Origin of the sequence: Pseudomonas sp. SJZ074 (assembly GCF_007828215.1) — a bacterium.
GTDB lineage: Bacteria > Pseudomonadota > Gammaproteobacteria > Pseudomonadales > Pseudomonadaceae > Aquipseudomonas.
In genome coordinates, this window is record NZ_VIUE01000024.1 from 25,193 (window position 1) to 51,690 (window position 26,498).

General features: G+C 61.4%; 24 protein-coding genes. 7 read left to right on the plus strand and 17 right to left on the minus strand.

Annotation, left to right across the window (positions count from 1 at the left end; translation table 11 throughout):
• Positions 1-243 precede the first annotated feature (243 nt).
• A complete protein-coding gene (gene acnB, locus FBX99_RS21650; RefSeq protein ID WP_144925048.1) occupies positions 244-2,844 on the minus strand; it encodes a bifunctional aconitate hydratase 2/2-methylisocitrate dehydratase in 2,601 nt (866 codons plus the stop codon).
• Positions 2,845-3,249: 405 nt separating this feature from the next.
• Between acnB and FBX99_RS21655 the strand changes: the two genes are divergently transcribed.
• Complete coding sequence (locus tag FBX99_RS21655) at positions 3,250-3,720, plus strand: DUF1289 domain-containing protein (protein WP_055128585.1); 471 nt, start codon at positions 3,250-3,252, stop codon at positions 3,718-3,720.
• Positions 3,721-3,906: 186 nt separating this feature from the next.
• Here the strand turns inward: FBX99_RS21655 and FBX99_RS21660 are convergent, their stop codons facing one another.
• A complete protein-coding gene (locus FBX99_RS21660) occupies positions 3,907-4,770 on the minus strand; it encodes a universal stress protein (protein WP_145132845.1) in 864 nt (287 codons plus the stop codon).
• Positions 4,771-4,928: 158 nt separating this feature from the next.
• On the opposite strand from FBX99_RS21660, the gene FBX99_RS21665 reads away from it, so the two are divergent.
• Complete coding sequence (locus FBX99_RS21665; protein WP_145132847.1) at positions 4,929-5,534, plus strand: tRNA-(ms[2]io[6]A)-hydroxylase; 606 nt, start codon at positions 4,929-4,931, stop codon at positions 5,532-5,534.
• 96 nt (positions 5,535-5,630) lie between these two features.
• On the opposite strand, the gene FBX99_RS21670 is transcribed toward FBX99_RS21665, so the two are convergent.
• From FBX99_RS21670 to FBX99_RS21685, 4 genes are all read right to left on the minus strand, one after another.
• On the minus strand, positions 5,631-6,119 hold the full coding sequence (locus tag FBX99_RS21670) for a GFA family protein (protein WP_144925039.1): 489 nt from the start codon (positions 6,117-6,119) through the stop codon (positions 5,631-5,633).
• Between the two features lie 201 nt (positions 6,120-6,320).
• A complete protein-coding gene (locus FBX99_RS21675; protein ID WP_145132849.1) occupies positions 6,321-6,935 on the minus strand; it encodes a DNA-3-methyladenine glycosylase in 615 nt (204 codons plus the stop codon).
• Between the two features lie 23 nt (positions 6,936-6,958).
• Positions 6,959-8,041, minus strand: a complete 1,083-nt coding sequence (locus FBX99_RS21680; RefSeq protein WP_145132851.1) for a bifunctional transcriptional activator/DNA repair enzyme AdaA — start codon at positions 8,039-8,041, stop codon at positions 6,959-6,961.
• A 76-nt stretch (positions 8,042-8,117) separates the two neighbouring features.
• The gene (locus FBX99_RS21685) at positions 8,118-9,572 is read right to left on the minus strand and encodes a TrkH family potassium uptake protein (RefSeq protein ID WP_144925030.1); all 1,455 of its coding nucleotides are present in this window, start codon (positions 9,570-9,572) and stop codon (positions 8,118-8,120) included.
• A 178-nt stretch (positions 9,573-9,750) separates the two neighbouring features.
• Here FBX99_RS21685 and FBX99_RS21690 point away from each other — a divergent pair, with 178 nt between their 5' ends.
• A complete protein-coding gene (locus FBX99_RS21690; protein WP_144925027.1) occupies positions 9,751-10,338 on the plus strand; it encodes a LysE family translocator in 588 nt (195 codons plus the stop codon).
• A 91-nt stretch (positions 10,339-10,429) separates the two neighbouring features.
• Here FBX99_RS21690 and FBX99_RS21695 read toward each other — a convergent pair whose 3' ends face one another.
• The 9 genes from FBX99_RS21695 to gloB form a co-directional block, all read right to left on the minus strand.
• On the minus strand, positions 10,430-11,254 hold the full coding sequence (locus FBX99_RS21695; RefSeq protein WP_144925024.1) for an AraC family transcriptional regulator: 825 nt from the start codon (positions 11,252-11,254) through the stop codon (positions 10,430-10,432).
• 169 nt (positions 11,255-11,423) lie between these two features.
• Positions 11,424-12,218 carry an enoyl-ACP reductase FabI gene (gene fabI / locus FBX99_RS21700; RefSeq protein ID WP_003202751.1) on the minus strand — a complete coding sequence of 265 codons (795 nt, stop codon included), beginning with the start codon at positions 12,216-12,218 and terminating at the stop codon, positions 11,424-11,426.
• Between the two features lie 19 nt (positions 12,219-12,237).
• Positions 12,238-13,848 (minus strand): ABC transporter ATP-binding protein, encoded by a 1,611-nt coding sequence (locus FBX99_RS21705; protein ID WP_144925021.1) that lies wholly within the window; start codon positions 13,846-13,848, stop codon positions 12,238-12,240.
• A gap of 1 nt (position 13,849) precedes the next feature.
• On the minus strand, positions 13,850-14,869 hold the full coding sequence (locus FBX99_RS21710) for an ABC transporter permease (protein ID WP_145132853.1): 1,020 nt from the start codon (positions 14,867-14,869) through the stop codon (positions 13,850-13,852).
• A gap of 1 nt (position 14,870) precedes the next feature.
• Positions 14,871-15,944: a microcin C ABC transporter permease YejB gene (locus tag FBX99_RS21715; protein WP_144925015.1), complete on the minus strand. Its 1,074-nt coding sequence runs from the start codon at positions 15,942-15,944 to the stop codon at positions 14,871-14,873.
• A 4-nt stretch (positions 15,945-15,948) separates the two neighbouring features.
• Entirely contained in the window at positions 15,949-17,802 is a 1,854-nt protein-coding gene (locus FBX99_RS21720; RefSeq protein WP_144925012.1) for an extracellular solute-binding protein, read from the minus strand.
• On the minus strand, positions 17,799-19,631 hold the full coding sequence (locus FBX99_RS21725; protein ID WP_145132855.1) for an extracellular solute-binding protein: 1,833 nt from the start codon (positions 19,629-19,631) through the stop codon (positions 17,799-17,801). The genes FBX99_RS21720 and FBX99_RS21725 overlap by 4 nt, the downstream gene beginning before the upstream one ends.
• 177 nt (positions 19,632-19,808) lie before the next feature.
• Entirely contained in the window at positions 19,809-21,269 is a 1,461-nt protein-coding gene (locus tag FBX99_RS21730) for a transglycosylase SLT domain-containing protein (RefSeq protein WP_144925005.1), read from the minus strand.
• A gap of 99 nt (positions 21,270-21,368) precedes the next feature.
• On the minus strand, positions 21,369-22,136 hold the full coding sequence (gene gloB / locus FBX99_RS21735; protein WP_144925002.1) for a hydroxyacylglutathione hydrolase: 768 nt from the start codon (positions 22,134-22,136) through the stop codon (positions 21,369-21,371).
• A gap of 65 nt (positions 22,137-22,201) precedes the next feature.
• On the opposite strand from gloB, the gene FBX99_RS21740 reads away from it, so the two are divergent.
• The 4 genes from FBX99_RS21740 to FBX99_RS21755 all read left to right on the plus strand — a co-directional run bounded on the left by FBX99_RS21740 (position 22,202) and on the right by FBX99_RS21755 (position 25,291).
• A complete protein-coding gene (locus tag FBX99_RS21740) occupies positions 22,202-22,960 on the plus strand; it encodes a class I SAM-dependent methyltransferase (RefSeq protein WP_047700957.1) in 759 nt (252 codons plus the stop codon).
• A gap of 88 nt (positions 22,961-23,048) precedes the next feature.
• The gene (gene rnhA / locus FBX99_RS21745) at positions 23,049-23,501 is read left to right on the plus strand and encodes a ribonuclease HI (protein WP_047700958.1); all 453 of its coding nucleotides are present in this window, start codon (positions 23,049-23,051) and stop codon (positions 23,499-23,501) included.
• 140 nt (positions 23,502-23,641) lie between these two features.
• On the plus strand, positions 23,642-24,394 hold the full coding sequence (dnaQ, locus tag FBX99_RS21750; protein ID WP_145132857.1) for a DNA polymerase III subunit epsilon: 753 nt from the start codon (positions 23,642-23,644) through the stop codon (positions 24,392-24,394).
• Between the two features lie 282 nt (positions 24,395-24,676).
• Positions 24,677-25,291 (plus strand): GNAT family N-acetyltransferase, encoded by a 615-nt coding sequence (locus tag FBX99_RS21755; protein ID WP_145132859.1) that lies wholly within the window; start codon positions 24,677-24,679, stop codon positions 25,289-25,291.
• Here the strand turns inward: FBX99_RS21755 and FBX99_RS21760 are convergent.
• Both FBX99_RS21760 and FBX99_RS21765 read right to left on the minus strand, forming a co-directional pair.
• Positions 25,257-26,150: a LysR family transcriptional regulator gene (locus tag FBX99_RS21760; RefSeq protein WP_145132861.1), complete on the minus strand. Its 894-nt coding sequence runs from the start codon at positions 26,148-26,150 to the stop codon at positions 25,257-25,259. The two genes, FBX99_RS21755 and FBX99_RS21760, sit on opposite strands and share 35 nt — an antisense overlap.
• Before the next feature lie 78 nt (positions 26,151-26,228).
• On the minus strand, positions 26,229-26,462 hold the full coding sequence (locus FBX99_RS21765; RefSeq protein ID WP_024776992.1) for a hypothetical protein: 234 nt from the start codon (positions 26,460-26,462) through the stop codon (positions 26,229-26,231).
• Positions 26,463-26,498: the final 36 nt, after the last annotated feature.

The following is a 26,498-nucleotide window of genomic DNA, read 5'->3' on the forward strand; positions in this document are numbered from 1 at the left end:
GCGGGCTTGCTCGCGAAAGCGGTGGTTCAGCTGGCAGCGATGTTGGATATGCCGCCGTCTTCGCGGGCAAGCCCGCTCCCACACTGAGTTTTGGGGTGTTCATGGAAATTGCAGCCACTCCAAATCCCCCGTGGGAGCGAGCCTGCTCGCGATAGCGGCGGCCCGGCTTGCATCAAAAGCCCAGGCATAAAAAAACGCCGCCCTTCGCGAGAAGGGCGGCGTTTTCAGTCGAGCGTCGAAGCCTTAGGCTTGAACGACCGGGATGTTGGCGTTTGCAGCCGCTTCACGGAACTCGGCGATCTGGTCGAAGCTCAGGTAGCGGTACACGTCCGCTGCCATGCTGTCGATCTTGCCGGCGTATTCCATGTACTCCTCGACGGTCGGCAGGCGACCCAGGATCGACGCAACGGATGCCAATTCGGCCGAGGCCAGGTAGACATTCGCGCCGTCGCCCAGACGGTTCGGGAAGTTACGGGTCGACGTCGACACCACGGTGCTGTTCGGCTCGACGCGTGCCTGGTTACCCATGCACAGCGAGCAGCCTGGCATTTCCATGCGTGCGCCGGCCTTGCCGTAGATGCCGTAGTAGCCTTCTTCGGTCAGTTGGTGAGCGTCCATCTTGGTCGGCGGCGACAGCCACAGACGGGTTGGCAGCTGACCCTTGACCTGATCCAGCAGCTTGCCGGCAGCGCGGAAGTGACCGATGTTGGTCATGCACGAACCGATGAACACTTCGTCGATCTTCTCGCCAGCCACGCTGGACAGCAGACGGGCGTCGTCCGGGTCGTTCGGCGCGCAGAGCACTGGCTCGTTGATGTTGTCCAGATCGATTTCGATGACTTCGGCGTATTCGGCGTCGGCATCGGCTTCCATCAGCTCAGGGTTGGCGATCCAGGCTTCCATCGCTTGGGCACGACGCTCCAGGGTACGGGCATCGCCGTAGCCTTCGCCGATCATCCAGCGCAGCAGGGTGATGTTGGACTGCAGGTACTCGGTGATCGACTCTTTCGACAGCTTGATGGTGCAACCGGCAGCCGAACGTTCGGCCGACGCGTCGGACAGCTCGAAAGCCTGTTCCAGCGTCAGGCCTTCCAGGCCTTCGATTTCCAGGATGCGGCCGGAGAAGGCATTTTTCTTGCCTTTCTTCTCGACAGTCAGCAGGCCGTTCTGGATGGCGAAGTAAGGAATGGCATGAACCAGGTCACGCAGGGTGATGCCAGGCTTCATCTTGCCTTTGAAACGCACCAGGATCGATTCCGGCATGTCCAGCGGCATGACGCCGGTGGCAGCGGCGAACGCTACCAGGCCGGAACCGGCCGGGAACGAGATGCCCATCGGGAAACGGGTGTGGGAGTCGCCACCGGTACCGACGGTGTCTGGCAGCAGCATGCGGTTCAGCCACGAGTGGATGATGCCGTCGCCCGGACGCAGGGAAACGCCGCCACGGGTCATGATGAAGTCAGGCAGGGTGTGGTGGGTGGTCACGTCGATCGGCTTTGGATATGCCGCGGTGTGGCAGAACGACTGCATCACCAGGTCAGCGGAGAAGCCCAGGCAGGCCAGGTCTTTCAGCTCGTCACGGGTCATCGGACCGGTGGTGTCCTGGGAACCCACGGTGGTCATCTTCGGTTCGCAGTAGGTGCCAGGACGCACACCGGCTACGCCGCACGCCTTGCCGACCATTTTCTGCGCCAGGGTGAAACCCTTGGTGCTGGCGGCAGGGGCTTCAGGCTTCTTGAACAGGTCGAACGGCGGCAGGCCCAGCTCGGCACGGGCCTTCTCGGTCAGGCCGCGGCCGATGATCAGCGGAATACGGCCGCCGGCGCGGACTTCGTCCAACAGGACTGGGGTCTTCATTTCGAAGGTGGTGATGACTTCGTCGGTACCGTGCTTGCAGACCTTGCCGGCATGCGGGTACAGGTCGATCACGTCGCCCATGTTCATGTTCGAAACGTCGAATTCGATCGGCAGGGCGCCGGCGTCTTCCATGGTGTTGTAGAAGATCGGGGCGATCTTGCTGCCGAAGCAGAAACCACCGGCACGCTTGTTCGGCACGTACGGAATGTCGTCACCGAAGAACCACAGCACCGAGTTGGTGGCGGATTTACGCGAGGAGCCGGTACCGACCACGTCACCGACGTAGGCGATCGGGAAACCCTGGCCGCGCATCTCTTCGATCTGCTTCATCGGGCCGGTCTTGCCTTGCTCATCCGGAACGATACCGTCACGGGCCATTTTCAGCATGGCCAGGGCGTGCAGCGGGATATCGGGGCGCGACCAGGCGTCCGGGGCAGGGGACAGGTCGTCGGTGTTGGTTTCGCCAGGAACCTTGAAAACCCGCAGGCTGATCTTGTCGGCCAGTACCGGACGCTTCTTGAACCACTCGCCATCGGCCCAGGATTGCAGCACGGCCTTGGCGTGGACGTTGCCGTTCCTGGCTTTTTCAGCCACGTCGTGGAACGCATCGAACATCAACAGGGTGTGCTTGAGTTCTTCGGCGGCCACTGGCGCCAGCTCGGCGTTGTCCAGCAGTTCCACCAGGGTCACGATGTTGTAGCCGCCCTGCATGGTGCCGAGCAGTTCAACGGCACGCTTCTTGTCCAGCAGAGGGGATTGGACTTCGCCCTTGGCCAGGGCGGAGAGGAAACCAGCCTTGACGTAGGCGGCTTCGTCGACTCCCGGTGGAACGCGATTGGTGATCAGGTCAACGAGGAAAGCTTCTTCGCCAGCCGGGGGATTCTTCAGCAGCTCGACCAGGCCTGCGGTTTGTTCGGCGTTGAGCGGCTGGGGAACGATACCCAGTGCTGCACGCTCTTCGATATGTTTGCGGTAGGCTTCAAGCACAGTATTACCCTCATCAGTGGTCCCAAATGGGTGTCCGGGACGCTCATCCAGAAACCGCGGTACCCATGCACGTCGGGGGCTTTTTGGGCCACCACGCCAGGGTTTCCGGGGTTCCTCACAGAAGCTGCTTTCAAAGTTTTACGCCTGCAGAACGGGGAGCTGATGAGGGTTGGCGTCGGGCTTTCCCCGCTGGAAAGACCCTTCGCCAACACCGTTCTGAAGGAACGACTGTGCTCGTGACGCTTTGAAAACAGCTTCTAACGGACATTGGCGCCTTAAAAGGCTGGCTGATTCTACGGGAAAAAAAAATTAAAGGTAAGTTGGGCCGGGAAGTTTGAGGGGTGATCAATCTTAGACAAAGGGCTAACATGCCGGCCTGTCCTGCTTTTGCGTGTGCGTTCCGTTATGCCCAACCAGCTCATCAAGACCCCCTGCGTCGGCCTTTGCTCCACTGTCTACGGTGATCTGGTATGCCGTGGCTGCAAGCGCTTCCACCACGAGGTGATTCACTGGAACGGCTACAACGAGGACGAGAAACGCGCGGTGTGGATGCGCCTGGAGCAACTGCTGGTGCAAGTCATGGTGGCCAAGCTCGAGGTGTTCGACCCGGTGCTGCTGCGCGAGCAACTGGTCGCGCGCCAGATCCGCTTCGTGGCGCATCAGTCGGAATACTGCTGGGCCTATCAGTTGATCGCCCGGGGCGCCCGGGTGATCAATAACCTCGAAGCCTACGGCATGGTGCTGCTACCTGAATTCCGCGACTGGGAACTGCCGGACCTGCGCGATGCCATCGATCGGGAATTCTTCCTGCTATCCGAAGCCCATTACCAGCGCTACATCGCGCCGGGGTTCCTGAAGGATGCGATGGGCGGCTGATGCTCCACAGAGAAACTGTAGAAACACTTCTGTGGCGATAGGATTTATTGTGGCGAGGGGATTTATCCCCGTTGGGCTGCGAAGCAGCCCCCGGATCTAATCGACCCACGAGTCGCCTGGTTTAGGGCCGCTCCGCGCCCCAACGGGGATAAATCCCCTCGCCACAATGGCCAATGGCGACCCGCTTCAACTCTTGACTGCCAACTCCACCAGGTGATCCTCCACCTCCTGCGGCTTGAGCACCAGCACATCGCTTTCCAGGGCATCGAGCACCGCTTCGGCGGTATTGCCGATCAGTACCCCTGACAACCCCGTGCGGGCCACGGTGCCGATCACGGTCACCGCCGCCTGCAGTTTATGCGCCATGAACGGGATCAATACATCCGCCGGGCCTTCCTCGATGTGCAGGTGCTGGTCATCGATGTCGAACTCTGCCTGGAACGAGCGGCACTGCTCGCGATAGCGGGCCTCGATGGTTTCCTTGAGCTGGAACGTCGGGTCGGCCGCCGAGAGCATGGGCGAAGGGTGGGCACTGATGACGTGCAGGTGGGCCTTGGCAAGGCGGGCGATGTCATAGCCGTGGTCGATGATGGTGGTATGCAGGTGCCGGTGCTCACCGTCGGCATTGCCCACGTCAACGGCGGCCAGGATCACTTTGTCCCGCCAGGAACCTGCGGTTTTCACCAGCAATACCGGGGTCGGGCAATGGCGCAGCAGTTTCCAGTCCGATGGCGTCAGCAGGGCTTTCTTCAGCGGGCTGTCCGGGAAATGCTGCTTGATCACCAGTCCGCAGCCTTCGGCCTGCTGCACGTCGATGATGGTTTCGTGAAGGCTCTCGTTCCAGGCCTGTTCCGTGGTGACGCTGTAGCCATCTGCCAGCAGCGCGGCTTTCAGTACGCTGAGCATGCCAGCATGGTCGTGCTGTCTATCGCATACCAGCAGGTGCAGGTGGGCCTGGGTCACGCCAGCGATCAACTTGGCGCGCTTGAGCGCCAGGCTTTCCGAGTGTTCGGGTTCGATGACCACCAGGATGCTGCGAATGGCTTGCATGATCGGCGTCTCCAGCGATGAAAAGGCATGGTGTTGCTCAACTATAGTTCTTGCCGGTGAGTCGTCGACTTGATGCATATCAACGGCCGTGACTGGTGGTCTGGAGGCAGCCCGGTATAATCGGCGCCCTTCGCTCGACTACCTTTCCCGTGAGCCCCATGATCCTTCCCGAAATCCACGAGTTCCTTGGCTGCCGCACCCCCGATGCCTGGGTCCAGGCCGCCTTGGCCGACCAGGAAACGTTGCTGATCGACCACAAGAACTGCGAATTCAAGGCCGCCAGCACCGCCCTGAGCCTGATCGCCAAGTACCATTCCCATGTCGATCTGATCAACATGATGTCACGCCTGGCCCGGGAAGAACTGGTGCACCACGAGCAAGTCATGCGCCTGATGAAAAAGCGCAAGGTCGGCTTGCGCCAGCTCTCCGCCGGGCGCTACGCCTCGGGTTTGCGCAAGGTGGTGCGCAGCCACGAGCCAGTCAAGCTGGTGGATACCCTGGTGGTCGGTGCGTTCATCGAGGCCCGTAGTTGCGAGCGTTTCGAAGCACTGGTCCCGCATCTGGACGAAGAACTGGGCAAATTCTATTTCGGCCTGCTGAAAAGCGAGGCCCGGCATTTCCAGGGTTACCTGAAACTGGCCTACCAGTATGGCGATGCCAAGGACATCGTCCAGGTGATCGACAAGGTGCGTGAGGCCGAGCGGGACTTGATCGAGTCGCCGGATGTGGAGTTTCGGTTTCACAGTGGGGTGCCGGCGCTTTAGTACTGCGTCGTTTGTACTGACGCCATCGCGAGCAGGCTCGCTCCCACATGGAAACGCATTCCTCCTGTGGGAGCGAGCCTGCTCGCGATGGGGGCGTTAAGCCGTCAACCCCAGGCGTTCATGCCACTGGGCAATGGATTCCTCGGGATAAACCTCGAACCGCTGGTCGCGCGGCTGTGCGTCGACTTCCACCCAGGGGGCCTTGGAGCCGAGCATCAGGTGGGTGTGCTCCGGCGGAACCGGCAGTGGCGTGTCGATGGCCGAGGCGAAAGGGTGGATCAATTCCGGCCATTCAGGGCTGAACAGCCACAATCCCGAACCGCAAAGAGAACAGAAATGCCGTTCGGCACTGCTGCGGTGGGCGCGTTTATCACTTTCGTTCTTGAGCCGCGCATGGTAGATCGAGATGTGCCTGCGACCGCGCACCTTGAGGCTGCGGGCATCGCCGCCCAGGTTGATCGCGAAACCGCCGCCGCCCTGGGTCTTGCGACAGATCGAGCAGTAGCAGCGCTGGTATGGGTAGGGGTGGGCGCAGGCCAGGCTGAACGATACGGCGCCGCAGTGGCAGGATCCTTCTAGCTGCATGGGGAACCTCCAGTGGGATTGGAAATCACTCAGTACAGCCTAGACAATCTGTGTCTTGATAGTTGAATTGAGAGTGGCCATGCGACCGCCTTCGCGAGCAAGCCCGCTCCCACACTGACCGAGAGTGGGCAGAAGATCCATAAGCGACGCAGATCCTCTGTGGGAGCGGGCTTGCTCGCGAAGGCGTCGGTACAGCCAACATCACTTCGGCACCCGCCACAAATACCACGCCGCCACCGTCCGATAAGGGCGCCAGGCCAGGCCGACATCGACCATTTGCCTGCGGCTGGGTGGGTGCGCCAATCCCTTGAGTCGTCGATAGCCCTCGCGCACCCCAAAGTCATCGGCTGGCAGGATGTCCGGCCGCTCCAGGCTATAGATCAGCAGCATTTCCACGGTCCAACGCCCGACGCCGCGCAGGCTGACCAAGCGCTCGATCAACGCTTCGTCTTCCATCGCCCGTGCGGTGGCGTAATCCGGCACTACGCCGTCGAGGGCCGCCTGGGCGATGCCCTGGATGGTCGCGATCTTGCTGGCGGAAAACCCACAACTGCGCATTTGCGCAAAATCAGTCGCCAGGATCTGCTCAGGCCTGGGGAATGTCAGCGCCGGGAACAGTGCCAGCAACCGAGCGAGGATCGCGTCGCCGGCCTTGGCGTGCAGTTGCTGGTAGGCAATGGCCCGCACCAGGACTTCGTAGGGATCGCGGGCCGGCTTGGGTTGCAGCAGGCAAGGGCCAATTGCCTCGATATGACGGCACCAGTCCTCGTCCAGACTTGCCAGGAAGACACTGGCGTCATGGTAGGGCGCTGGCATCAGATACTCGTTCGGCATGTCAATCAAAACGCCAGGGGCAGTGAAACCTGCACGGCGGCTTTTTCCAGTCGCAGCAGGAAGGCCTTGCGCGGTTGTCCGCCACCATAGCCGGTCAGGGAACCGTCCGCACCGATCACCCGGTGACATGGTACGACTATGGCCAGGCGATTTTGCCCATTGGCCAGCCCCACGGCGCGGCTGGCGCCAGGGCTGCCGAGTACGGCGGCGATGGCGCCGTAGCTGCGAGTCTCGCCATAGGGGATCTTTTGCAGTTCGGTCCAGACCCGGACGGCGAAGGTACTGCCCGGCATATGCAGAGGGACGCTGAAGGTCGTGAGGTTTCCGGCGAAATAATCCGTCAGCTCGGTTTCGATCTGCTGCAAGTGCGCGTTGTGCCCCGGCGCGACGGTGTAGCCGTAGCGCTGTTGCAGTTCCTCTATTTCCCGGGTCAGGGCCGGGCGGTCGAGAAACTCCAGCAGCACCAGTCCGCGTCGTTCGGCCATGGCCAGCATGGGTCCAAATGGCGTGGTCAGACGTGTGAACAGCAGGGGTTCACGGTGGGCTGCGCGGCCGGGCGTGATGTGGAAAGACTTCACGAACGCGTCACGAAACCCGCTCAGGGACTCGTAGCCCGAATCGAACGCCGCGTTGTCGATGGAGTTACCTTCTTTGATGCCACCCAGGGCGATACCCAGGCGCCGGGTGCGCAGGTAGGCGTGAAAGGTCATGCCGAAATGCAGTTTGAACCAGCGCCGCAATTTCAAGGGCTCGATGCCTTGTTCCAGCAGCAGGGCGTCCGTCCAGCGCAGATCGGGTTCGGCGTCCACGGCCTTGAGCAGCGCCTGGATCCAGTCCGGTGCGATGGCGGCAGCGTCCAGGGGTTTGCAGCGCAGGCAGGCGCGGTAGCCGGCCGACAGGGCTTCGTCGGCGTGGGCGAAGAACTCCACGTTCTCCGGTTTGGGTTTGCGCGCCGTGCAGGCAGGGCGACAGAAAATGCCGGTGGTCTTGACCGCGGTGAAGAACACCCCCTCGTAGGTGGTGTCTCGTTCGAGCATGGCGCGGACCATCTCGGCATGGGGTGGGAGCAGCGAGTCTTGTCTGTTCATGGGCTGAGCATAGAACTGCGTCCGGTACAGCTCCACCGAAAAATCGACAGTGAATATTGTGCAAAAGGCGAAGGATTCAGTACTTCCAGAACACCGGGGTAAACAATACCAAGACCGTCAGGATCTCCAGGCGACCCAGCAACATGCCAACGGTCAGCAGCCATTTCGCGGCATCCGGCAAGGTCGAGAAGTTACCCGCTGGCCCGATGATCGATCCCAGCCCCGGTCCCACGTTGCACACGGCGGTGGCAGCGCCGGTCAAGGCGGTTGTCCAGTCCAGGCCGATCAGTGCCAGACCCAGGGCGATAACGCCGATGGTGATGGTGAAGAAAAATGAAAACGTCAGTAGCGAGCGAACGATTTCTTCATCGATGGGATGGTTGTTGTATTTTTTCTGAATCACTGCCCGCGGATGGATCAGTTGTTTCAAGCTGCCCATCAGCAAGGCTCGGGCCACCTGAAAGCGGAAGATTTTCAGGCCGCCTGCGGTCGAGCCGGAACAACCGCCGACGAACGTCAGGTAGAAGAACAACAACAAGGCAAAACTGCCCCACAGGGTGTAGTCACCCAGCGCAACGCCGGTGGTGGTGACCACGGAAGTCACGTTGACGGCCACGATACGAACCGAGTCCCACCATGTGTAGTCGCTGTTCAGGCTCAGCCAGGTTCCGACCACGAGCCAGGTGACGACCAGGAAACCGACAAACCCTTTGACTTGCTGGTCCTTGAACAACGCTCGCCGGTTGCCGCGCAAGGTGGCTACATACAAGGTAAATGGCAGCGAACCGGCCATCATGACAACGACCGATACCCAATGAATCGCCGGTTGAGGCCAATGCCCCAGGGAGGCGTCCGACGTGGAAAAGCCGCCCGTGGAGATCAGGGACATCGCATGATTGATCGCTTCGAAAGGCGTCATGCCTGCCAGCCACAAGGCCAGGGCTGCCAGAGCGGTCAATCCTATATAGATCCACAGAATGTAGTTCGCCGCGACATGGGAGCGTGGAGTGACTTTTTCCGACCAGTCCGATGACTCGGTCTGGAACAGTCGCATCCCGCCGACCCGCAGCAGCGGCAGGACCGCCACCGCCATACCGATAAAGCCTATCCCGCCAAGCCAGTGCAGCATCGAGCGCCAGATCAGCAGGCCGGGGGATGCGTTGTCCAGCCCGGTCAGGACGGTCGAGCCGGTGGTGGTGATGCCTGACATCGTCTCGAAAAAGGCGTCGGTGTAGCTGATGTGCTGGATGAGCACCAGCGGCAGCGCGGAGAACCCGCAGACAACAATCCAACTGGCGGTCGTCAACAGGTACATGTCCCGAGGGCGCATCTGCGTGTGCGCGGGCCGTCCGCGGGCCACCAGCGCGATGCCACAGGTGAAGGTGATCAGGCTCGACCATAAAAACGCCGAGAGGTCATCGTTTCGCCCATAGATCATCAGGGTGATGAGTGGAATAACCATGCTTGCGGCCAGCGTGATCAGGAAAATACCGAGAATGAAGCCGATGAATCGCACTACCGCAAAGGACATAGGGCACGCCTGATTGAGTAAGCCGCACAGTATCGGCTCCGCTGGCCGGATACTGCATAAAGTTTACGTAAAAATCACCACGGTACAGCGTGGTTGCGATGGGGCAGTTTTATTCAATACCCGCGGCTTTCGCAGATTTACTGTGTGCGCTACCTCACCAACATGAAGAAGGTATGCGATGACTCTGTTTTTCTCCATGGCGGCATTTGCCCTGGTCGCCTCCATCACGCCGGGCCCTGTGAATATCGTGGCCCTCAGTTCCGGGGCTCGGTACGGCTTTCGTGCGACGTTGCGCCATGTGGCCGGCGCCACCCTGGGGTTCGTCCTGTTGCTGGTGCTGATGGGGCTGGGGTTGCATGAAGTGCTACAGCGCTGGCCCGCTCTTACGCGGGTGGTGCAATGGGGCGGCGTGGCGTTCCTGTTGTTCATGGCCTGGAAGTTGGTAATGGATAATGGTCACCTGGGCGCCAATGACGAGGGGCGGGCACCCTCGATGTTCTACGGTGCACTGATGCAATGGCTCAACCCCAAGGCCTGGTTGGCCTGTGTCGCGGGAATGGGCGCCTTCGTGGCTGATGGCGAGGCAAGGCTGGTCTGGCAGTTCGCGGCCATCTACCTGGTGATTTGCTACGTCTCGGTGGGCTGTTGGGCGTATGCCGGCAGTTTTCTGCGCAACTGGCTGGGTAATCCGGCAACCATGCGGCTGTTCAATCGGGCGATGGCGGTGTTGCTGGTGGCGAGTGCGGTGTATCTGTTGGTGCCTTGAAAAAGAATGGCTAAATAAATCATCCAAGACAGTTGCTCCCACAGGAGTTCGCGTGAGCTTTGTGGGAGCGGGCTTGCTCGCGAAGACGATATCAGCCGCGATACTGCCCCGGCGTAGCCGCCAGATGCTGCTTGAAGGCTCGCTGGAAGTGCGCCTGGTCGGCAAAACCGCTGTCCAGAGCGACATCGGCGATCAGCTTGCCTTCGCGCAATTGCCGGCGAGCGTACTGGATCCGGCGATTGACCAGGAAGGCATGGGGCGTCATCCCGTAGTGGCGCTTGAAAGCCCGGCTCAGGTACGACGGCGACAGCTCTGCGGCGGCGCAGATGTCTTCGAGCGTCAAGGCCTCGGTGCAATGGTCATGGATGAACTGTGCCGCCCGCATCAACCCCGGATGGCTGCCCCGGTCCGGACGCCCCGCGGGGTTGAGACGTTGCTGCAGATCGATGAAGAACGCCTCGGTGGCGGCCTGTTTGGACGAGGGGGCGAGCCGTTCATCCACCAATTGCCCGTACAACCCTTGCAATGCGGCAAACAGCTCGGCATCGCGACTGTGGGTGGTGGCAAAGCCCTGGAAATCCAACTGCTCGTCAAAGCCGATCCGTCGCTGCAGGTCCCTGAGCCATAGGGTGTCGACGTAGAGCATCACGTATGACCATGGCTGGTTGTCAATCGGGTTGCAGGCGTGGACATCACCAGGGTTCATCAGCACCACGGTGCCGCTTTCGATCTTGAAGTTCGACTGCCCATGCATGTAGGTGCTGCATCCGGCGGTGATTGCCCCGATGGAGAAATGATCATGGGAATGCCGCGAATAACAGACCTTGCGCCCATCCGCGATGGCCCTGGCTTCGATGAAGGGCAAGGCCGCGTCGCGCCAGAAACGAGGGGCGGAATCCAGGGAAATGGGCTTCATTGGTCAGCGCCTCTTATTGAACCTGTGCCTCAGTGTATAAGCCCTTGTCGGCAAATGCCCGTCCGATTCAGTCATGCTATCGCGAGCGGAATGGGGGGCAGGGCACCGGGAATGAAAAACGCCGCTCGTCCCTTCCAGGACGAGCGGCGTTTTTCATGCGCGGCGCAGATTACTCTTCGATGTTGCCCATGGCGGTGGTATTGAAGCCGCCGTCCACGTACATGATCTCACCGCTGATGCCCGATGCCAGGTCGGAGCACAGGAAGGCGCCGGCGTTGCCGACTTCTTCGATGGTGACGTTGCGACGCAGCGGGGTTTGCGCTTCGTTGGCGGCCAGCATCTTGCGGAAGTTCTTGATGCCGGAAGCGGCGAGGGTGCGGATCGGACCTGCCGAGACACAGTTTACGCGAGTGCCGTCCGGGCCCAGGGAGCCGGCCAGGTAGCGCACGCCGGCTTCCAGGGAAGCCTTGGCCATGCCCATGACGTTGTAGTTCGGCATGGTGCGCTCGGCGCCCAGGTACGACAGGGTCAGCAGGCTGCCGTTGCGGCCCTTCATCATCTCGCGGCCGGCCTTGGCCAGGGCCACGAAGCTGTAGGCGCTGATGTCGTGGGCGATGCGGAAGCCTTCACGGGTGGTGGCTTCGGTGAAGTCGCCGTCCAGCTGGTCGCCTGGGGCGAAGCCCACGGAGTGCACGATGCAGTCCAGGCCGTCCCACTTCTTGCTCAGTTCTTCGAAGACCTTGGCGATTTCTTCATCGCTGGCCACGTCGCACGGGAAGCACAGCTCAGGGCTCGAACCCCAGCCTTGGGCGAACTCTTCGACACGACCCTTGAGTTTGTCGTTCTGATAAGTGAAGGCAAGTTCAGCGCCCTCGCGATGCATGGCGGCGGCGATGCCGGATGCGATGGACAGCTTGCTGGCGACACCGACGATCAGTACGCGCTTACCGGCGAGAAAACCCATGTGTTGCTCCTCTTTCAGGTTATTCGGCAGTTGTTGGGGCCAGGAAGGCGGCCTCCAGCAACTGCTGTGTATAGGGGTGTTGCGGCGCGGCGAATATGCTGCGGGCATCACCTTGTTCGACCACTTGGCCATGCTTGACCACCATCAATTGGTGGCTCAGCGCTTTGACGACAGCCAGGTCATGGCTGATAAACAGGTACGTCAGGTTGTACTTGGTTTGCAGCGACCGCAACAGCTCCACCACCTGGCGTTGCACGGTACGGTCCAGGGCCGACGTCGGTTCATCCAGCAGAATCAACGCCGGCTTGAGCACCAGGGCCCGGGCAATGGCGATACGCTGCCGTTGCCCTCCGGAAAATTCATGGGGGTAGCGGTTCCGGGTTTCCGGGTCCAGGCCTACCTCCTTCAATGCCGCGATTATCGCTTGTTCCTGTTCGGCTTCGGTGCCGATCTTGTGGATCCGCAGGCCTTCACCGACGATCTGGCCCACACACATCCGCGGGCTCAGGCTACCAAACGGGTCCTGAAACACCACTTGCATCTCCCGGCGCAGCGGTCGCACCTGCTGCTGTGTCAGGTTATCCAGCTGCTTGCCTTCGAAGCGGATCCCGCCCTGGCTGCCGATCAATCTCAGGATCGCCAGCCCCAGGGTGGACTTGCCGGAACCGCTTTCGCCAACGATCCCCAGGGTCTGGCCCTGGGGCAGGCTGAAGCGAATGCCATCCACGGCCTTGATGTAGTCCACCGTGCGCTTGAACAGGCCTTTTTTGATCGGGAACCAGACTTTCAGGTCCTCGACCTGCAACAGCGGCGGGCCGACCACGTTGCTCGTCGGGTTGCCGCTGGGCTCGGCGGCCAGCAGTTCCCGAGTGTACGGATGCTGCGGCGCGCGGAACAATTCTGCGCACGATGCCTGTTCGACGATGCAACCGCGCTGCATGACACATACACGGTGCGCAATTCTTCTGACCAGGTTCAAATCGTGGCTGATCAGCAGCAGCGACATGCCCAATCGTGCCTGCAGATCCTTGAGCAGATCGAGGATTTTCAGCTGGACGGTGACGTCCAGGGCGGTGGTCGGTTCGTCGGCGATCAGCAGTTCCGGCTCGTTGGCCAGGGCCATGGCGATCATGACCCGCTGGCGCTGGCCGCCGGACAGTTCGTGGGGCAGGGCCTTGAGACGCTTGTGCGGCTCGGGGATGCCCACCAGTTCCAGCAACTCCAAGGTCCGTCGGGTCGCGACCTTGCCGGTCAGGCCCTTGTGGATGCCGAGCACTTCATTGATCTGTTTGCCGATGGAGTGCAGCGGATTGAGGGAGGTCATCGGCTCCTGGAAGATCATCGCGATCCGGTTGCCGCGGATGTGACGGATGGTTTTTTCCTTCAACCCCAGCATGTTCTGCCCGGCGTACTGGATGGCGCCGGTGGGGTGGTGGGCCAGCGGATACGGCAGCAACCGCAGGATCGAGTGGGCCGTTACCGACTTGCCCGAGCCGCTTTCTCCCACCAGGGCTAGGGTTTCGCCGCGCTTGATGTCGAAACTGACGCCCTCGACCACGCGCTGGCGATGTTGCCCGACCACGAATTCTACCGCCAGGTCGCGGACTTCGATCAGATTGTCCTGGTTCATGTCACTTCCTCGGATCGAAGGCATCGCGAGCGGACTCGCCGATGAATACCAGCAGGCTCAGCATGATCGCGAGTACGGCGAACGCGCTCATGCCCAACCAGGGCGCCTGGAGGTTGGATTTGCCCTGGGCCACCAGCTCGCCCAGGGACGGCGCGCCGGCCGGCAGGCCGAAACCGAGGAAGTCCAGGGCGGTGAGGGTGCCGATGGCGCCGGTGAGGATGAAGGGCATGAAGGTCATGGTCGAGACCATGGCATTGGGCAGGATATGCCGGAACATGATCGCGCCGTTCTGCATGCCCAGGGCTCGGGCGGCACGCACGTATTCGAGATTGCGCCCGCGCAGGAACTCGGCGCGCACCACGTCCACCAGGCTCATCCAGGAGAACAGCAACATGATCCCCAGCAGCCACCAGAAGTTGGGCTGGACGAAACTGGCCAGGATGATCAGCAGGTAAAGCACCGGCAGGCCAGACCAGATCTCCAGGAAGCGCTGGCCGGCCAGGTCGACCCAACCGCCATAGAAGCCCTGCAAGGCCCCGGCAATGACGCCGACGATCGAGCTGAGCAGTGTCAGGGTCAGGGCGAACAGCACCGAAATGCGGAAACCATAGATGACCCGGGCCAGTACATCCCGGCCCTGGTCGTCGGTGCCCAGCCAGTTCACCGCAGAAGGTGGTGCGGGGGCGGGGACCCTCAGGTCGTAATTGATGCTCTGGTAGCTGAACGGAATCGGTGCCCACAGCACCCAGGCATCCTTGGCCGCCAGCAGTTCGCGGATGTAGGGGCTCTTGTAGTTGGCCTCCAGCGGGAATTCGCCGCCGAAGGTGGTTTCCGGGTAGCGCTTGAGGGCTGGGAAGTACCAGCCGCCGTCGTAATGCACCACCAGTGGCTTGTCGTTGGCGATCAGTTCGGCGCCCAGGCTGAGGACAAACAGGATCATGAACAGCCACAGCGACCACCAGCCACGCTTGTTCGCCTTGAACAGTTCGAACCGGCGGCGATTGAGGGGGGACAGGTTCATCTCAATGCTCCCGGCTTTCGAAGTCGATGCGTGGGTCGACGAAGGTATAGGTCAGGTCACCGATCAGTTTCACCACCAGCCCCAGCAGGGTGAAGATGAACAAGGTACCGAAGACCACCGGGTAGTCGCGGTTGATCGCCGCCTCGAAACTCATCAGCCCGAGCCCGTCGAGGGAGAAGATCACCTCCACCAGCAAGGAACCGGTGAAGAAGATGCCGATGAACGCCGAAGGGAAACCGGCGATGACCAGCAACATGGCGTTGCGAAACACATGGCCGTAGAGCACCCGGTTGCGCGTCAGGCCCTTGGCCTTGGCGGTGACCACGTATTGCTTGTTGATCTCATCGAGGAAGCTGTTCTTGGTCAGCAGTGTCATGGTGGCGAAGTTGCCGATCACCAGGGCAGTCACCGGCAGGGCCAGGTGCCAGAAATAATCGAGGATCTTGCCGCCCCAGCTCAATTGATCGAAATTATTCGAGGTCAGGCCGCGCAACGGGAACCAGTCGAAATAGCTGCCGCCGGCGAACACCACGATCAGCAGAATGGCAAACAGAAATGACGGAATCGCATAGCCGATGATGATCGCCGAACTGGTCCACACATCAAAATGGCTGCCATGTCGCGTCGCCTTGGCGATCCCCAGCGGGATCGACACCAGGTACATGATCAGCGTGCTCCACAGCCCGAGGGAAATGGACACCGGCATCTTTTCCTTGATCAGGTCGATGACCTTGGCGTCGCGGAAGAAACTGTCGCCGAAATCCAGGTGGGCATAGTTCTTGATCATGATCCACAGGCGTTCGGGGGCCGGCTTGTCGAAGCCGTACATCCGTTCGATTTCCTTGACCAGCGCCGGGTCCAGGCCCTGGGCGCCGCGATACGACGAACCGGCCACCGAGACTTCGGCACCGCCGCCGGCGATGCGGCTGGTAGCGCCTTCGAAGCCTTCGAGCTTGGCGATCATCTGCTCCACCGGCCCGCCGGGCGCGGCCTGGATGATGACGAAGTTGATCAGCAGAATGCCGAACAGAGTCGGGATGATCAGCAGCAGCCGCCGGAAAATATAAGCCAGCATCGGGTTACTCCACGCTCGCCGGGGCAGCGTTGTTCTGTTGTTCGATTACTTGCTTAACTTCATCGGCAGGTTTGGTGTCCGGCTTGACCCACCAGGTGGTCGTGCCGATGTCATAGGTCGGCGTGACTTTCGGATGGCCGATGTGGTTCCAGTAGGCCACGCGCCAGGTCTTGATGTGCCAGTTGGGGATCACGTAGTAGCCCCATTGCAGCACGCGATCCAGGGCGCGGGCGTGGGCGACCAGGCTCTTGCGCGAATCGGCGTTGATCAGTTGTTCCACCAACTGGTCGACGGCCGGATCCTTCAAGCCCATGGTATTGCGGCTGCCGGGCTTGTCGGCCGCGGCTGACATCCAGAACTCGCGCTGTTCGTTCCCCGGCGAGCTGGACTGCGGGAAGCTGCCCACCATCAGGTCGAAATCCCGGGAGCGCACGCGATTGATGTACTGGGACACGTCGACCCGGCGGATCACCAGCTCGATGCCCAGGTCGCTCAGGTTGCGCTTGAACGGTAGCAGTACCCGTTCGAACTCGGTCTGGGCCAGCAGGAACTCCAGCACCACCGGTTTGCCCTGGGCATCGACCATCTTGTCGTCGACGATGCGCCAGCCGGCTTCCTGCAGCAATTGATAGGCCTTGCGCTGCTGGTCGCGGATCATGCCGCTACCATCGCACATCGAAGGTTGGAACGCTTCGGTGAAGACTTGCTCGGGAATCTTGCCGCGCAGGGGCTCGAGGATCTTCAGTTCGTCCTCGCCGGGCAGGCCGGTGGCGGCCATTTCCGAATTCTCGAAATAACTGCGGGTGCGGGCATAGGCACCGTTGAACAGTTGTTTATTGGTCCATTCGAAGTCCAGCAGCAGGCTCAGGGCCTTGCGCACCCGCACGTCTTGGAACACCGGGCGACGCAGGTTGTAGACGAAGCCCTGCATGCCGGTGGGGTTGCCGTTGGGAATCTGCTCCTTGATCAACCGGCCTTCGGTGACGGCCGGGATGTTGTAGGCGTTGGCCCAGTTCTTGGCGGTCATTTCCAGCCAGAAATCGAACTGCCCGGCTTTCAGCGCCTCGACCGCGACGGTGTTGTCGCGGTAGTAGTCGGTGGTCAGGACGTCGAAATTGTAGAAGCCGCGATTGACCGGCAGGTCCTTGCCCCAATAGTCCTTGACCCTTTCATAGCGGACCGAGCGCCCGGCTTTCACCTCGGTGACCCTGTAGGGGCCGCTGCCCAGTGGGATTTCCAGGTTGCCCTTGTTGAAATCGCGATCGGCCCACCAATGCTTGGGCAAGACCGGCAGTTGGCCGAGGATGAGCGGCAGTTCACGGTTATTCGTGTGCTTGAACTTGAACAGCACCTTGAGCGGGTCTTCGGCGATGACCTCAGCGACGTCGTTGTAATAGCCGCGGAACATCGGCGCGCCGTCCTTGGTCAAGGTCTGGAAGCTGAAGACCACGTCTTCGGCGCGTACCGGATGGCCGTCGTTGAAACGGGCTTCGGGGCGCAGGTAGAAGCGCACCCAGGCATTGTCCGGGGCTTTCTCGATTTTTTCGGCAATCAGGCCGTATTCGGTGAACGGTTCGTCGAGGCCTTGCTTGGCCAGGGTGTCGTAGATCAGACCGATGTCATCGGCCGGCACGCCTTTGCTGATGAATGGGTTGAGGCTGTCGAAACCACCAAAGCCCCCCTGGCGGAAAATCCCGCCTTTGGGCGCGTCCGGGTTCACATAGTCGAAATGCTTGAAATCGGCCGGGTATTTCGGCGGCTCGTTGTACAAGGTCACGGCGTGCTGCGGCGCGGCACAGGCCAGCCCGGCGAAAAGCAGGCCGCCAGCCTGCAGGAGCAGGGCGCGTAAAGGCTTCATTGATCTTTCTCCGAAGATTTCAGCCACCACGCGCTCAGGCCCAAAGTGTAGGGCGGCGTGGTGACAAAGGCGAACCGGTTACGGTAGGCCAGGCGATGATAATTCAGATACCAGTTGGGAATGCAGTAGTGTTGCCACAACAGCACACGGTCGAGGGCTTTGCCGGCGGCGACCTGTTCGTCGCGGGTCTGCGCGGCGAGCAGCTTTTCCAGCAGATGGTCGACCACGGGGTTGGCGATCCCGGCGTAGTTCTTGCTGCCCTTGACCCCGACCTGGCTGGAGTGGAAATACTGCCATTGCTCCAGGCCCGGGCTGAGCGTCTGGTTCAGGGTCAGCAGGACCATGTCGAAGTCGAACTGGTCCAGGCGCTGTTTGTACTGGGCGCGGTCCACCGTGCGCAGACGGGCCTGGATGCCAATGCTGGTGAGGTTCTCGATGTAGGGCTGCAGAATGCGCTCCAGGTTCGGGTTCACCAGCAGGATCTCGAAACTCAGGGGCTGGCCGTCGGCGTTCAACAGGCGCTGGCCGTTGAGAGTCCATCCGGCTTCTTTCAGCAGCCCGAGGGCCCTGCGCAGGGTTTCCCGGGGGATGCCGCGACCGTCGGTATGGGGCAGACTGAAGGGCTCGGTGAACAGCCGGGGCGGCAATTGTTCGCGGTACGGTTTGAGCAACAGCCATTCGTGCCCCACCGGCAGGCCACTGGCGGAGAACTCGCTGTTGGGGTAATAACTGAGGGTGCGCTTGTAGGCGCTGCTGAACAGCGTGCGGTTGGTCCACTCGAAGTCGAACATCAACCCCAGCGCCTCGCGTACCTTGACCTCGGCAAATGTGCTGCGCCGGGTATTCATGAACAGACCCTGGGTCTGGGTCGGGATCTGGTGGGGAATCTGCGCCTTGATCACCTCGCCGCGGTTGACCGCCGGAAAGTCGTAGCCGTTGGCCCAGTTCTTGGCCTGGTGCTCGATGTAGATGTCGAACTCGCCCGCCTTGAAGGCTTCGAAGGCCACGTCGCTGTCGCGGTAGAACTCCACTTCCATCCGGTCGAAGTTGTACTTGCCGCGATTGACCGGCAGGTCCTTGCCCCAGTAATCCTTGACCCGCTCGAACACCAGCTGGCGACCCGGCTGCACTTGGGTTATACGGTACGGGCCGCTGCCCAGGGGCGGCTCGAACGTGGTGGCCTTGAAGTCGCGGTGCTCCCAATAATGCTGGGGCAGCACCGGTAGCTCGCCCAGGCGCAGGATCAACAAGGGATTGCCCGCGCGCTTGAAGACAAAACGGATTTTCAGCGGATTGAGGATGTCGACCCGCAGCACTTCCTGCAGGCTGGTGCGGTATTGCGGGTGGCCCTCCTTGAGCAGCGTCCGGTAGGAGAACGCCACATCATAGGCGGTGATCGGCACGCCATCATGAAACCGCGCCTCGGGCCGCAGGTTGAAGACCACCCAACTGCGGTTTTCGTTGTATTCCACACTCTGGGCGATCAGGCCATAGCTCGACGTAGGCTCATCGCCGGAAGGCGCGTACTGGCCGGTGCCGACCATCAGTGGCTCGTTCAGTTCGTTGATGCCGTACTGCAGAAAATTCGCCGTGGAGACCGGGCTGCTGCCCTTGAAGGTGTACGGGTTGAGCGTATCGAAGGTGCCGAATGCCATGACCCGCAAGGTACCGCCCTTGGGCGCTAGCGGGTTGACCCAGTCGAAGTGGGTGAATCTGGCCGGGTACTTGAGCGTGCCGAATTGTGCGTAGCCATGGCTTTCGCTGATGGTTGCGCTGGCGGGGAAGCTCAGGGCCAGGCTGATCAGGAACAGGAGGAGGGGACGTATCAAGTCTGGTACCGATCCAGGCGGCTTGGGCTTTTATGGCCTGTACAGTAACAGCTTGTATCGACAGGAAAAAGGCAGGTAACAGGGAGTCAGTCAGTTGAAGGGCATCAGCCAGGCGCTGAGCCTGTGGCGAGGGGATTTATCGAAACGTCGCACCGCCACAAGAATCCCTCGAGCCTGTCAATGTGGGGAGTAGACCGTCAACATCTGCCCAGGCTTGAGGGCCTTGCCCATGCGCGGGTTCCAGCGTTTGAGGTGTTGCATCTCGACATTGAAGCGCTTGGCCACCACGTACAGCGAGTCACCCTGCTGGACCTTGTACTGGGTCTGCTGCTTCTTCGGGTCCTTGCTGTTGGCGGCCACCACGGTGTTGATGCGCTTGCCGCTGGCCTTGGTTGCCTTGGTCGCCTTGGCGTCCTGCATGACCAGGGTCTGGCCGACCTTGAGCTTGTTGCCGCTGAGCTTGTTCCAGCGTTGCAGGTCCTTGGTCTGGACGTTGTTGGCCTTGGCGATCTGGGCCAGGTTGTCACCGCGTTTGACCCGGTAGCTGCGCCGGGCACCTTCGACTTCGCTGTCATCGGCACTTTCGAAGACCGGTTTGAGCGAGCGCTGGCTGATCAGTTCTTCCGGACGCATGGTCGACAGACTGGCGGTCAGCAACTGGGCTTTGGAGGTGGGCACCAGCAGGTGCTGAGGGCCATCGATGGTGGTGCGCTGCTTGAAGGCCGGATTGAGCTGGAACAGCTCGTCTTCGTCGATGTTCGCCACCGCCGCGACCTTGGACAGGTCCATGCGCTGGTTGATCTCGACGACCTGGAAATAGGGTTCGTTGGCGATCGGGTTGAGGTTCACGCCATAGGCATCGGGGGCGAGCACTACCTGGGACAATGCCAGCAGCTTGGGCACATAGGCCTGGGTCTCGGCAGGCAGCGGCAGGTTCCAGTAGTCGGTGGGCAGGCCGAGTTTTTCGTTGCGCTCGATGGCGCGGCTGACCGTGCCTTCGCCGGCGTTGTAGGCGGCCAGCGCCAACAGCCAGTCACCGTTGAACATGTCGTGCAGGCGCGTCAGGTAATCCATGGCCGCCGTGGTGGAGGCGGTGATGTCGCGACGCCCGTCGTAGAAGCGGGTCTGGCGCAGGTTGAAGTAACGCCCGGTGGACGGAATGAATTGCCACAGCCCAACGGCGTTGGCCCGGGAGTAGGCCATGGGGTTGTAGGCGCTTTCGATCACCGGCAGCAGCGCCAGCTCCAGCGGCATGTTGCGCTCTTCGAGGCGTTCGACGATGTAGTGCATGTACAGGCTGCCGCGTTCACCGGCCCCCTCGAGGAACGACGGGTTGCTGGCGAACCACAGGCGCTGTTGCTCGATACGCGGGTTGACGCCTGCGGTCTCCTGCAACTGGAAGCCCTGGCGCATGCGTTCCCAGATGTCCTGGGGAACCTGGGGGCTGGGCTTCTCGCTGAGCCAGACCGGCTTCTGCTTGGCGCGGGCCGCCATGTTCTTTGGCGCGGCCGTGTCGGTCTGGGGCATCTGGCCCGAGCTCTGGCAGCCCGCCAGGATGGCGGACACAGCCACCGCGATGGCTTGAGCCAGGCGGGTCAAAGTAGCTGACGGGACGGACCTGCGTATGGATGACGACATTGGCTGGAAGTAAGTTCCGGGCAAAAATGTCGGCCGATTCTAGAAAGCGCACCCCAACAGGTCAACCATTCAGAATTTTTGTATCAGCCGATGGCTGCCTTAGAACTTATCTTTCCAGGCCCTCAAGGCCGCAAAAACCTCGCTCGGCGTCCCGTTTCGCTGGCCGTTCCGTTCGTCTGCTTTTTGTTTAACGGATGTTTCAGCGGTGCGCAGGAATGGATTGGTGAGTTTTTCCAGGGCCAGGGTCGACGGCAGCGTCATGACGCCCTCGCTGCGTTGCCGGCCGACTTTTTCAAGGCGGGCGGCGATGTCCGGGTTGCCGGGCTCCACCGCGGCGGCGAACTTCAGGTTGCCGAGGGTGTATTCGTGGGTGCAGTAGACCAGCGTATCGTCCGGCAGGGCGGCGAGGCGGCCGAGGGAATGGTGCATCTGTTCCGGCGTGCCTTCGAAGAGCCGTCCGCAACCGGCGGCGAACAGGGTGTCGCCGCAGAACAGCAGGCCATGGTGGTAATAGGCGATATGCCCCAATGTATGGCCGGGCACGGCGTAGACATCGAAGTCCAGGCCGAGCACCTTGACCTGGTCGTTGTCCTTGAGCGCGACGTCCCGCGCCGGAATGTTCTCGCTGGCAGGGCCGTGCACGGTGGCGTTCGTCGCATTTTTCAGCGCCTGGACGCCGCCGACATGATCATGGTGATGGTGGGTAATCAGGATGTCGCTCAAGACCCAGCCCGGGTGGGCCTCGAGCCAGGCCTGGACCGGTGCGGCGTCACCCGGGTCGACCACGGCGCAGCGGCGGCTGGAGTGGTCCTGTAACAACCAGATGTAGTTATCGGTGAAGGCGGGCAGGGCACTGATCTGTATCATCGTGGAATTCGCCAAGCGGAAAACAAAGGCGCATCTTAGAACTTCCTGACGCGTTGGAGAATGCAATGACTGACGAAGCGTTCGCTCAGGCTGACCCCGACTGGCTGGCGTTGATCAGCGCAGCCCGTGAATGGCTGTCCGGCCCCGTCGGGCAATTTTTGCTGGAAGAGGAACGGCGCATGCTCGAAGATGAGCTGGGTCGCTTCTTCGGCGGTTACCTGGTGCACTACGGTCCGTCGGCGCAGACACCGCCGTCGGCACCGCAGGTCCAGCGCAACGTGCGCCTGGGCGCACCGCTGCCCGGGGTGGAGATCGTCTGCGAGGAACAGGCCTGGCCGTTGAGCGAGCACGCCGCCGATGTGGTGGTGATGCAGCACGGCCTGGATTTCTGCCTGTCGCCCCACGGCCTGCTGCGTGAAGCCGCCAGCAGCGTGCGTCCGGGTGGGCATCTGTTGATCATCGGGCTCAACCCCTGGAGCAGTTGGGGACTACGCCATGTCTTCGCCCATGATGGCTTGCGCCAGGCTCGCTGCATCTCGGCATCGAGGGTGGGCGACTGGCTCAACCTGCTGGGCTTCGCGCTGGAGAAACGCCGCTTCGGGTGCTATCGTCCGCCGCTTGCGTCGCCCAAGTGGCAAGCCCGCCTGGCGGGGTGGGAGCGCAGGGCGGGCGACTGGCAACTGTCCGGTGGTGGCTTCTATCTGCTGGTGGCGCGCAAGATCGCAGTCGGGTTGCGCCCGGTGCGCCAGGTCCGGCGCGAGCCGATGGGCAAGCTGATTCCCTTGCCGATGGCCAAGGTCAATCGTCGCCATATCGAGCCATAACCGTTTCTGATGGCCTGCCCGGCGTCGTCAACCTGGAGGTTGGCGGTCCCCACCGGCAGGCCTTTGCATTTTTTCTGGATGGATGGGCATGAGCGATAGCGTAGAACTCTTCACTGACGGCGCCTGCAAGGGCAACCCCGGTCCGGGCGGCTGGGGCGCGCTGTTGGTCTTCAAGGGCGTGGAGAAGGAACTCTGGGGAGGCGAAGCCAATACCACCAACAACCGCATGGAACTGATGGGCGCCATCCGCGGCCTGGAAGAACTCAAGCGCCCCTGCGACGTACTGCTGGTGACCGACTCCCAGTACGTGATGAAAGGCATCAACGAATGGATGGCCAACTGGAAGAAGCGCGGTTGGAAGACGGCCGCGAAGGAACCGGTCAAGAATGCCGACCTCTGGAAGCTGCTGGACGAACAGGTCAACCGCCATAACGTGACCTGGAAGTGGGTACGCGGGCACATCGGCCACCACGGCAACGAACGGGCCGACCAGTTGGCCAACCGTGGGGTGGATGAGGTGCGGGGATACAAGCAGGCCTGATGCAGCCCTGTTTAATTGGGCATATATACCTTGTGGCGAGGGGATAAATCCCTCGCCACAAAAGCGTGTTCCGCGATTCCCGGCAGGCGCGTGTTACCATCCCCGCTTTTGCAAGCATGCCCGTTGAGAGCTGAACACTGATGGCCAACAGATCTGTTGTACTGGATACCGAAACCACCGGCATGCCGGTGACCGATGGTCACCGGATTATCGAGATCGGCTGTGTCGAGCTGATCGGTCGACGGCTGACCGGTCGCCATTTCCACGTCTACCTGCAACCGGACCGCGAAAGTGACGAGGGCGCCATCGGCGTCCACGGCATCACCAACGAATTCCTGGTGGGTAAGCCGCGTTTCGCCGAGGTGGCCGATGAGTTCTTCGAATTCATCCAGGGCGCGCAGCTGATCATTCATAACGCGGCGTTCGACGTTGGCTTCATCAACAACGAATTCGCCTTGATGGGCCAGCACGACCGGGCCGACATCAGCCAGCATTGCACCATCCTCGATACCCTGGTCATGGCCCGCGAGCGGCACCCGGGGCAGCGCAACAGCCTCGATGCCTTGTGCAAGCGGTATGGCGTCGACAACTCCGGCCGTGAACTGCACGGCGCCTTGCTCGACTCCGAGATCCTTGCCGACGTCTACCTGACCATGACCGGCGGCCAGACCAGCCTGTCCCTGGCCGGCAACGCGTCGGACGGTAATGGGACCGGCGAGGGCTCGGGTGCACAGGCCAGCGAAATCCGGCGTTTGCCCGCCGACCGTCGGCCCGCCCGGATCATCCGTGCCAGTGAAAACGACCTGGCCGAACATGCCGCACGTCTGGAAGCCATCGCCAAGTCCGCCGGTGCCCCGGCACTGTGGACGCAGTTGGCTGAGGCCAGCCAGTGAGGAATTGACCAGTGCCCCCTGTGGGAGCGGGCTTGCTCGCGAATGCGGTGTATCGGGCGACCAATTGTTGTCTGACCCACCGCTTTCGCGAGCAAACCCGCTCCTACAGGGGCAGTAGTGTCATTGTTTATTGTTCATCGCTCGCCACAATCGTCAGTACCTTCTAACCTGAGGTAAACGGCAGTCCATGGGTAGCCGCTTGATGTACACAGTTTCGAGAGGCAAGGGCAATGGATTGCGACGCGCCGTCGGTTGGCTCAAGGAATGAGGACGTTTTTTAGTATGCAGTCGGTCATGAATCCCAAACACCCCGGCCTGTCGGTGCGGGTCGTCGATGACGGCTTCGCTGCGTACATATGGGGCAGTGATTTCAGTTTCGAAGTCAGCGCCTACGGCACGGCGCAGATCGGTCGACCCGTGAGCCAATGGCCGGTAACGCCCATTGTTCCCTATCAAAAGTGCTATGGCATCGATCCGGAAGAGTTCAGCAGCTTCCACGATGCCCCGGACAGCGAAATCTTCATGGCCTACCTGGACGATCAGCCGGTGGGGCATCTGGTGATCAGCACCAACTGGAACGGCTTTGCCCACATCGACGAACTGGCGGTGCATGCCCCGGCCCGTCGTCACGGGGTGGCCAAGGCCCTGCTCGACGTGGCGCAATTCTGGAGCCGCAAGAAAAAATTGCCAGGGATCATGCTGGAAACCCAGAACAACAACCTGGGAGCCTGTCGGCTCTACGAGCGCTGTGGCTATGTGCTCGGCGGCATCGATCAGTTGCGCTATCGCGGCATCGACCGGCATACCGCTGAAGTGGCGTTGTTCTGGTACCGGTTGTTCGACGATCCGCTGGGCATGTCGGTCAATGGCTCAGCAACGCCTCGGCTTGTTCCGTAACCAGCTCCAGCAGCGCTTGAAGCGCGGGTGAAGGAGAGGCGGCGGTCAGGTGCAGGGCGTAGAGGCAGATGGGGATGGCGGGCGACACCGGGCATACGTCCAGCCCGCCATCCTTGGCACCCGAGGCGGTAAAGGGATCGACGACGGCCAGGCCTTCGCCGGCCTCGACCATGGCGCGCATCATCTGGTGGGTCTGGACGCGAATCTGGATCACCGGCGCCGGGCGCAGCGCTCCGAGTTTATTGTCGAACGCAGGGCTCAGTGGGTCCTGGCCATCGAGCCCCACCAGCGACTGGCCCGCCAGATCCTGAAGCGAAATGTACTTTTGCCGTGGCTGCAGCCAGCCGTGGGGGGCCAGCAATTGCAGTTTGCCCTGGGCAATCATCTGGCAATGGATGTCGGGGTGCTCGGGGTCATGCAGGCTCAGGCCCAGGTCGCTGTCGCGCAGCAGCAGGCTGCGGACGATCTCACGGGTCGGCTGGCTCAGCAGCGTACACGGCGCATCCGGGTAGCGGCGGCGTAGGGCGGCCATGCTGCGGGGCAACAATTGCTGGGCCAGTGGCGGGGTGCAGATGATCCGCAGGGGCGGCGCCTGATAGTGTTTCAAACTGCTGGCCAAGCGCTGCACCGGCTCGAGGGCGTCGTACACGCCAGTGATGCCGTCGCGCAGTTCAAGGGCTTCTCGAGTAGCCTGCAAGCGTCCGCGAACGCTGGCGAACAACATGAAGCCCAACTGAGCTTCGGCATCGCGCAGGGTCGACTCGACTTCAGCCACCGGCAATTGCAGCCATTCGGCCGCGGTGCCTAGGTGGCCAGTCTGCAGCAGCGCCTGGATCACTTCGATGTGGCGTAGTCGCATGCAAGAAGTCCAAGTGCGGCGGGGGAGCCATTCAATGGCTGAATCCTAACCCAAGTCCGGGCATGACTTCTGCTTATGTCATAAAGCTATTTGCGTTTCGGGTTCACGCACCAATTCAATGCCGGACTGCACCAGCAGGAACCTGTCTTCATCGAGCTTGCTGACACGATCACCGATGGCCAGCTTGTAAGTGGTGACAGGCTCCTTGCCGTTTCCGTCCGGCGACGGGGTCGATTCCTGGAATTCATGCACCGAATAGACGCGACCTTCGGCGTCCCGCGCATGGAATTGTCCGACAAGTACTGCTGCCATTGCTTAGAACCTCTGGAAATAGATCACTCGATTTAC

Excerpts from the sequence above, each read along its gene's own strand:
- FBX99_RS21675 (WP_145132849.1), bottom strand. The coding sequence starts at position 6,935 with ATGCCAGCGCCCTACCATGACGCCAGTGTCTTCCTGGCAAGTCTGGAC.
- FBX99_RS21755 (WP_145132859.1), top strand. The coding sequence starts at position 24,677 with ATGCAGTCGGTCATGAATCCCAAACACCCCGGCCTGTCGGTGCGGGTC.
- FBX99_RS21715 (WP_144925015.1), bottom strand. The coding sequence starts at position 15,944 with ATGCTGGCTTATATTTTCCGGCGGCTGCTGCTGATCATCCCGACTCTG.
- rnhA (WP_047700958.1), top strand. The coding sequence starts at position 23,049 with ATGAGCGATAGCGTAGAACTCTTCACTGACGGCGCCTGCAAGGGCAAC.
- FBX99_RS21705 (WP_144925021.1), bottom strand. The coding sequence starts at position 13,848 with ATGAACCAGGACAATCTGATCGAAGTCCGCGACCTGGCGGTAGAATTC.
- FBX99_RS21680 (WP_145132851.1), bottom strand. The coding sequence starts at position 8,041 with ATGAACAGACAAGACTCGCTGCTCCCACCCCATGCCGAGATGGTCCGC.
- FBX99_RS21670 (WP_144925039.1), bottom strand. The coding sequence starts at position 6,119 with ATGCAGCTAGAAGGATCCTGCCACTGCGGCGCCGTATCGTTCAGCCTG.
- FBX99_RS21740 (WP_047700957.1), top strand. The coding sequence starts at position 22,202 with ATGACTGACGAAGCGTTCGCTCAGGCTGACCCCGACTGGCTGGCGTTG.
- FBX99_RS21660 (WP_145132845.1), bottom strand. The coding sequence starts at position 4,770 with ATGCAAGCCATTCGCAGCATCCTGGTGGTCATCGAACCCGAACACTCG.
- FBX99_RS21685 (WP_144925030.1), bottom strand. The coding sequence starts at position 9,572 with ATGTCCTTTGCGGTAGTGCGATTCATCGGCTTCATTCTCGGTATTTTC.
- dnaQ (WP_145132857.1), top strand. The coding sequence starts at position 23,642 with ATGGCCAACAGATCTGTTGTACTGGATACCGAAACCACCGGCATGCCG.
- gloB (WP_144925002.1), bottom strand. The coding sequence starts at position 22,136 with ATGATACAGATCAGTGCCCTGCCCGCCTTCACCGATAACTACATCTGG.
- FBX99_RS21665 (WP_145132847.1), top strand. The coding sequence starts at position 4,929 with ATGATCCTTCCCGAAATCCACGAGTTCCTTGGCTGCCGCACCCCCGAT.
- FBX99_RS21690 (WP_144925027.1), top strand. The coding sequence starts at position 9,751 with ATGACTCTGTTTTTCTCCATGGCGGCATTTGCCCTGGTCGCCTCCATC.
- FBX99_RS21655 (WP_055128585.1), top strand. The coding sequence starts at position 3,250 with ATGCCCAACCAGCTCATCAAGACCCCCTGCGTCGGCCTTTGCTCCACT.
- FBX99_RS21720 (WP_144925012.1), bottom strand. The coding sequence starts at position 17,802 with ATGAAGCCTTTACGCGCCCTGCTCCTGCAGGCTGGCGGCCTGCTTTTC.
- FBX99_RS21710 (WP_145132853.1), bottom strand. The coding sequence starts at position 14,869 with ATGAACCTGTCCCCCCTCAATCGCCGCCGGTTCGAACTGTTCAAGGCG.
- FBX99_RS21760 (WP_145132861.1), bottom strand. The coding sequence starts at position 26,150 with ATGCGACTACGCCACATCGAAGTGATCCAGGCGCTGCTGCAGACTGGC.
- fabI (WP_003202751.1), bottom strand. The coding sequence starts at position 12,218 with ATGGGTTTTCTCGCCGGTAAGCGCGTACTGATCGTCGGTGTCGCCAGC.
- FBX99_RS21730 (WP_144925005.1), bottom strand. The coding sequence starts at position 21,269 with ATGTCGTCATCCATACGCAGGTCCGTCCCGTCAGCTACTTTGACCCGC.
- FBX99_RS21695 (WP_144925024.1), bottom strand. The coding sequence starts at position 11,254 with ATGAAGCCCATTTCCCTGGATTCCGCCCCTCGTTTCTGGCGCGACGCG.
- FBX99_RS21765 (WP_024776992.1), bottom strand. The coding sequence starts at position 26,462 with ATGGCAGCAGTACTTGTCGGACAATTCCATGCGCGGGACGCCGAAGGT.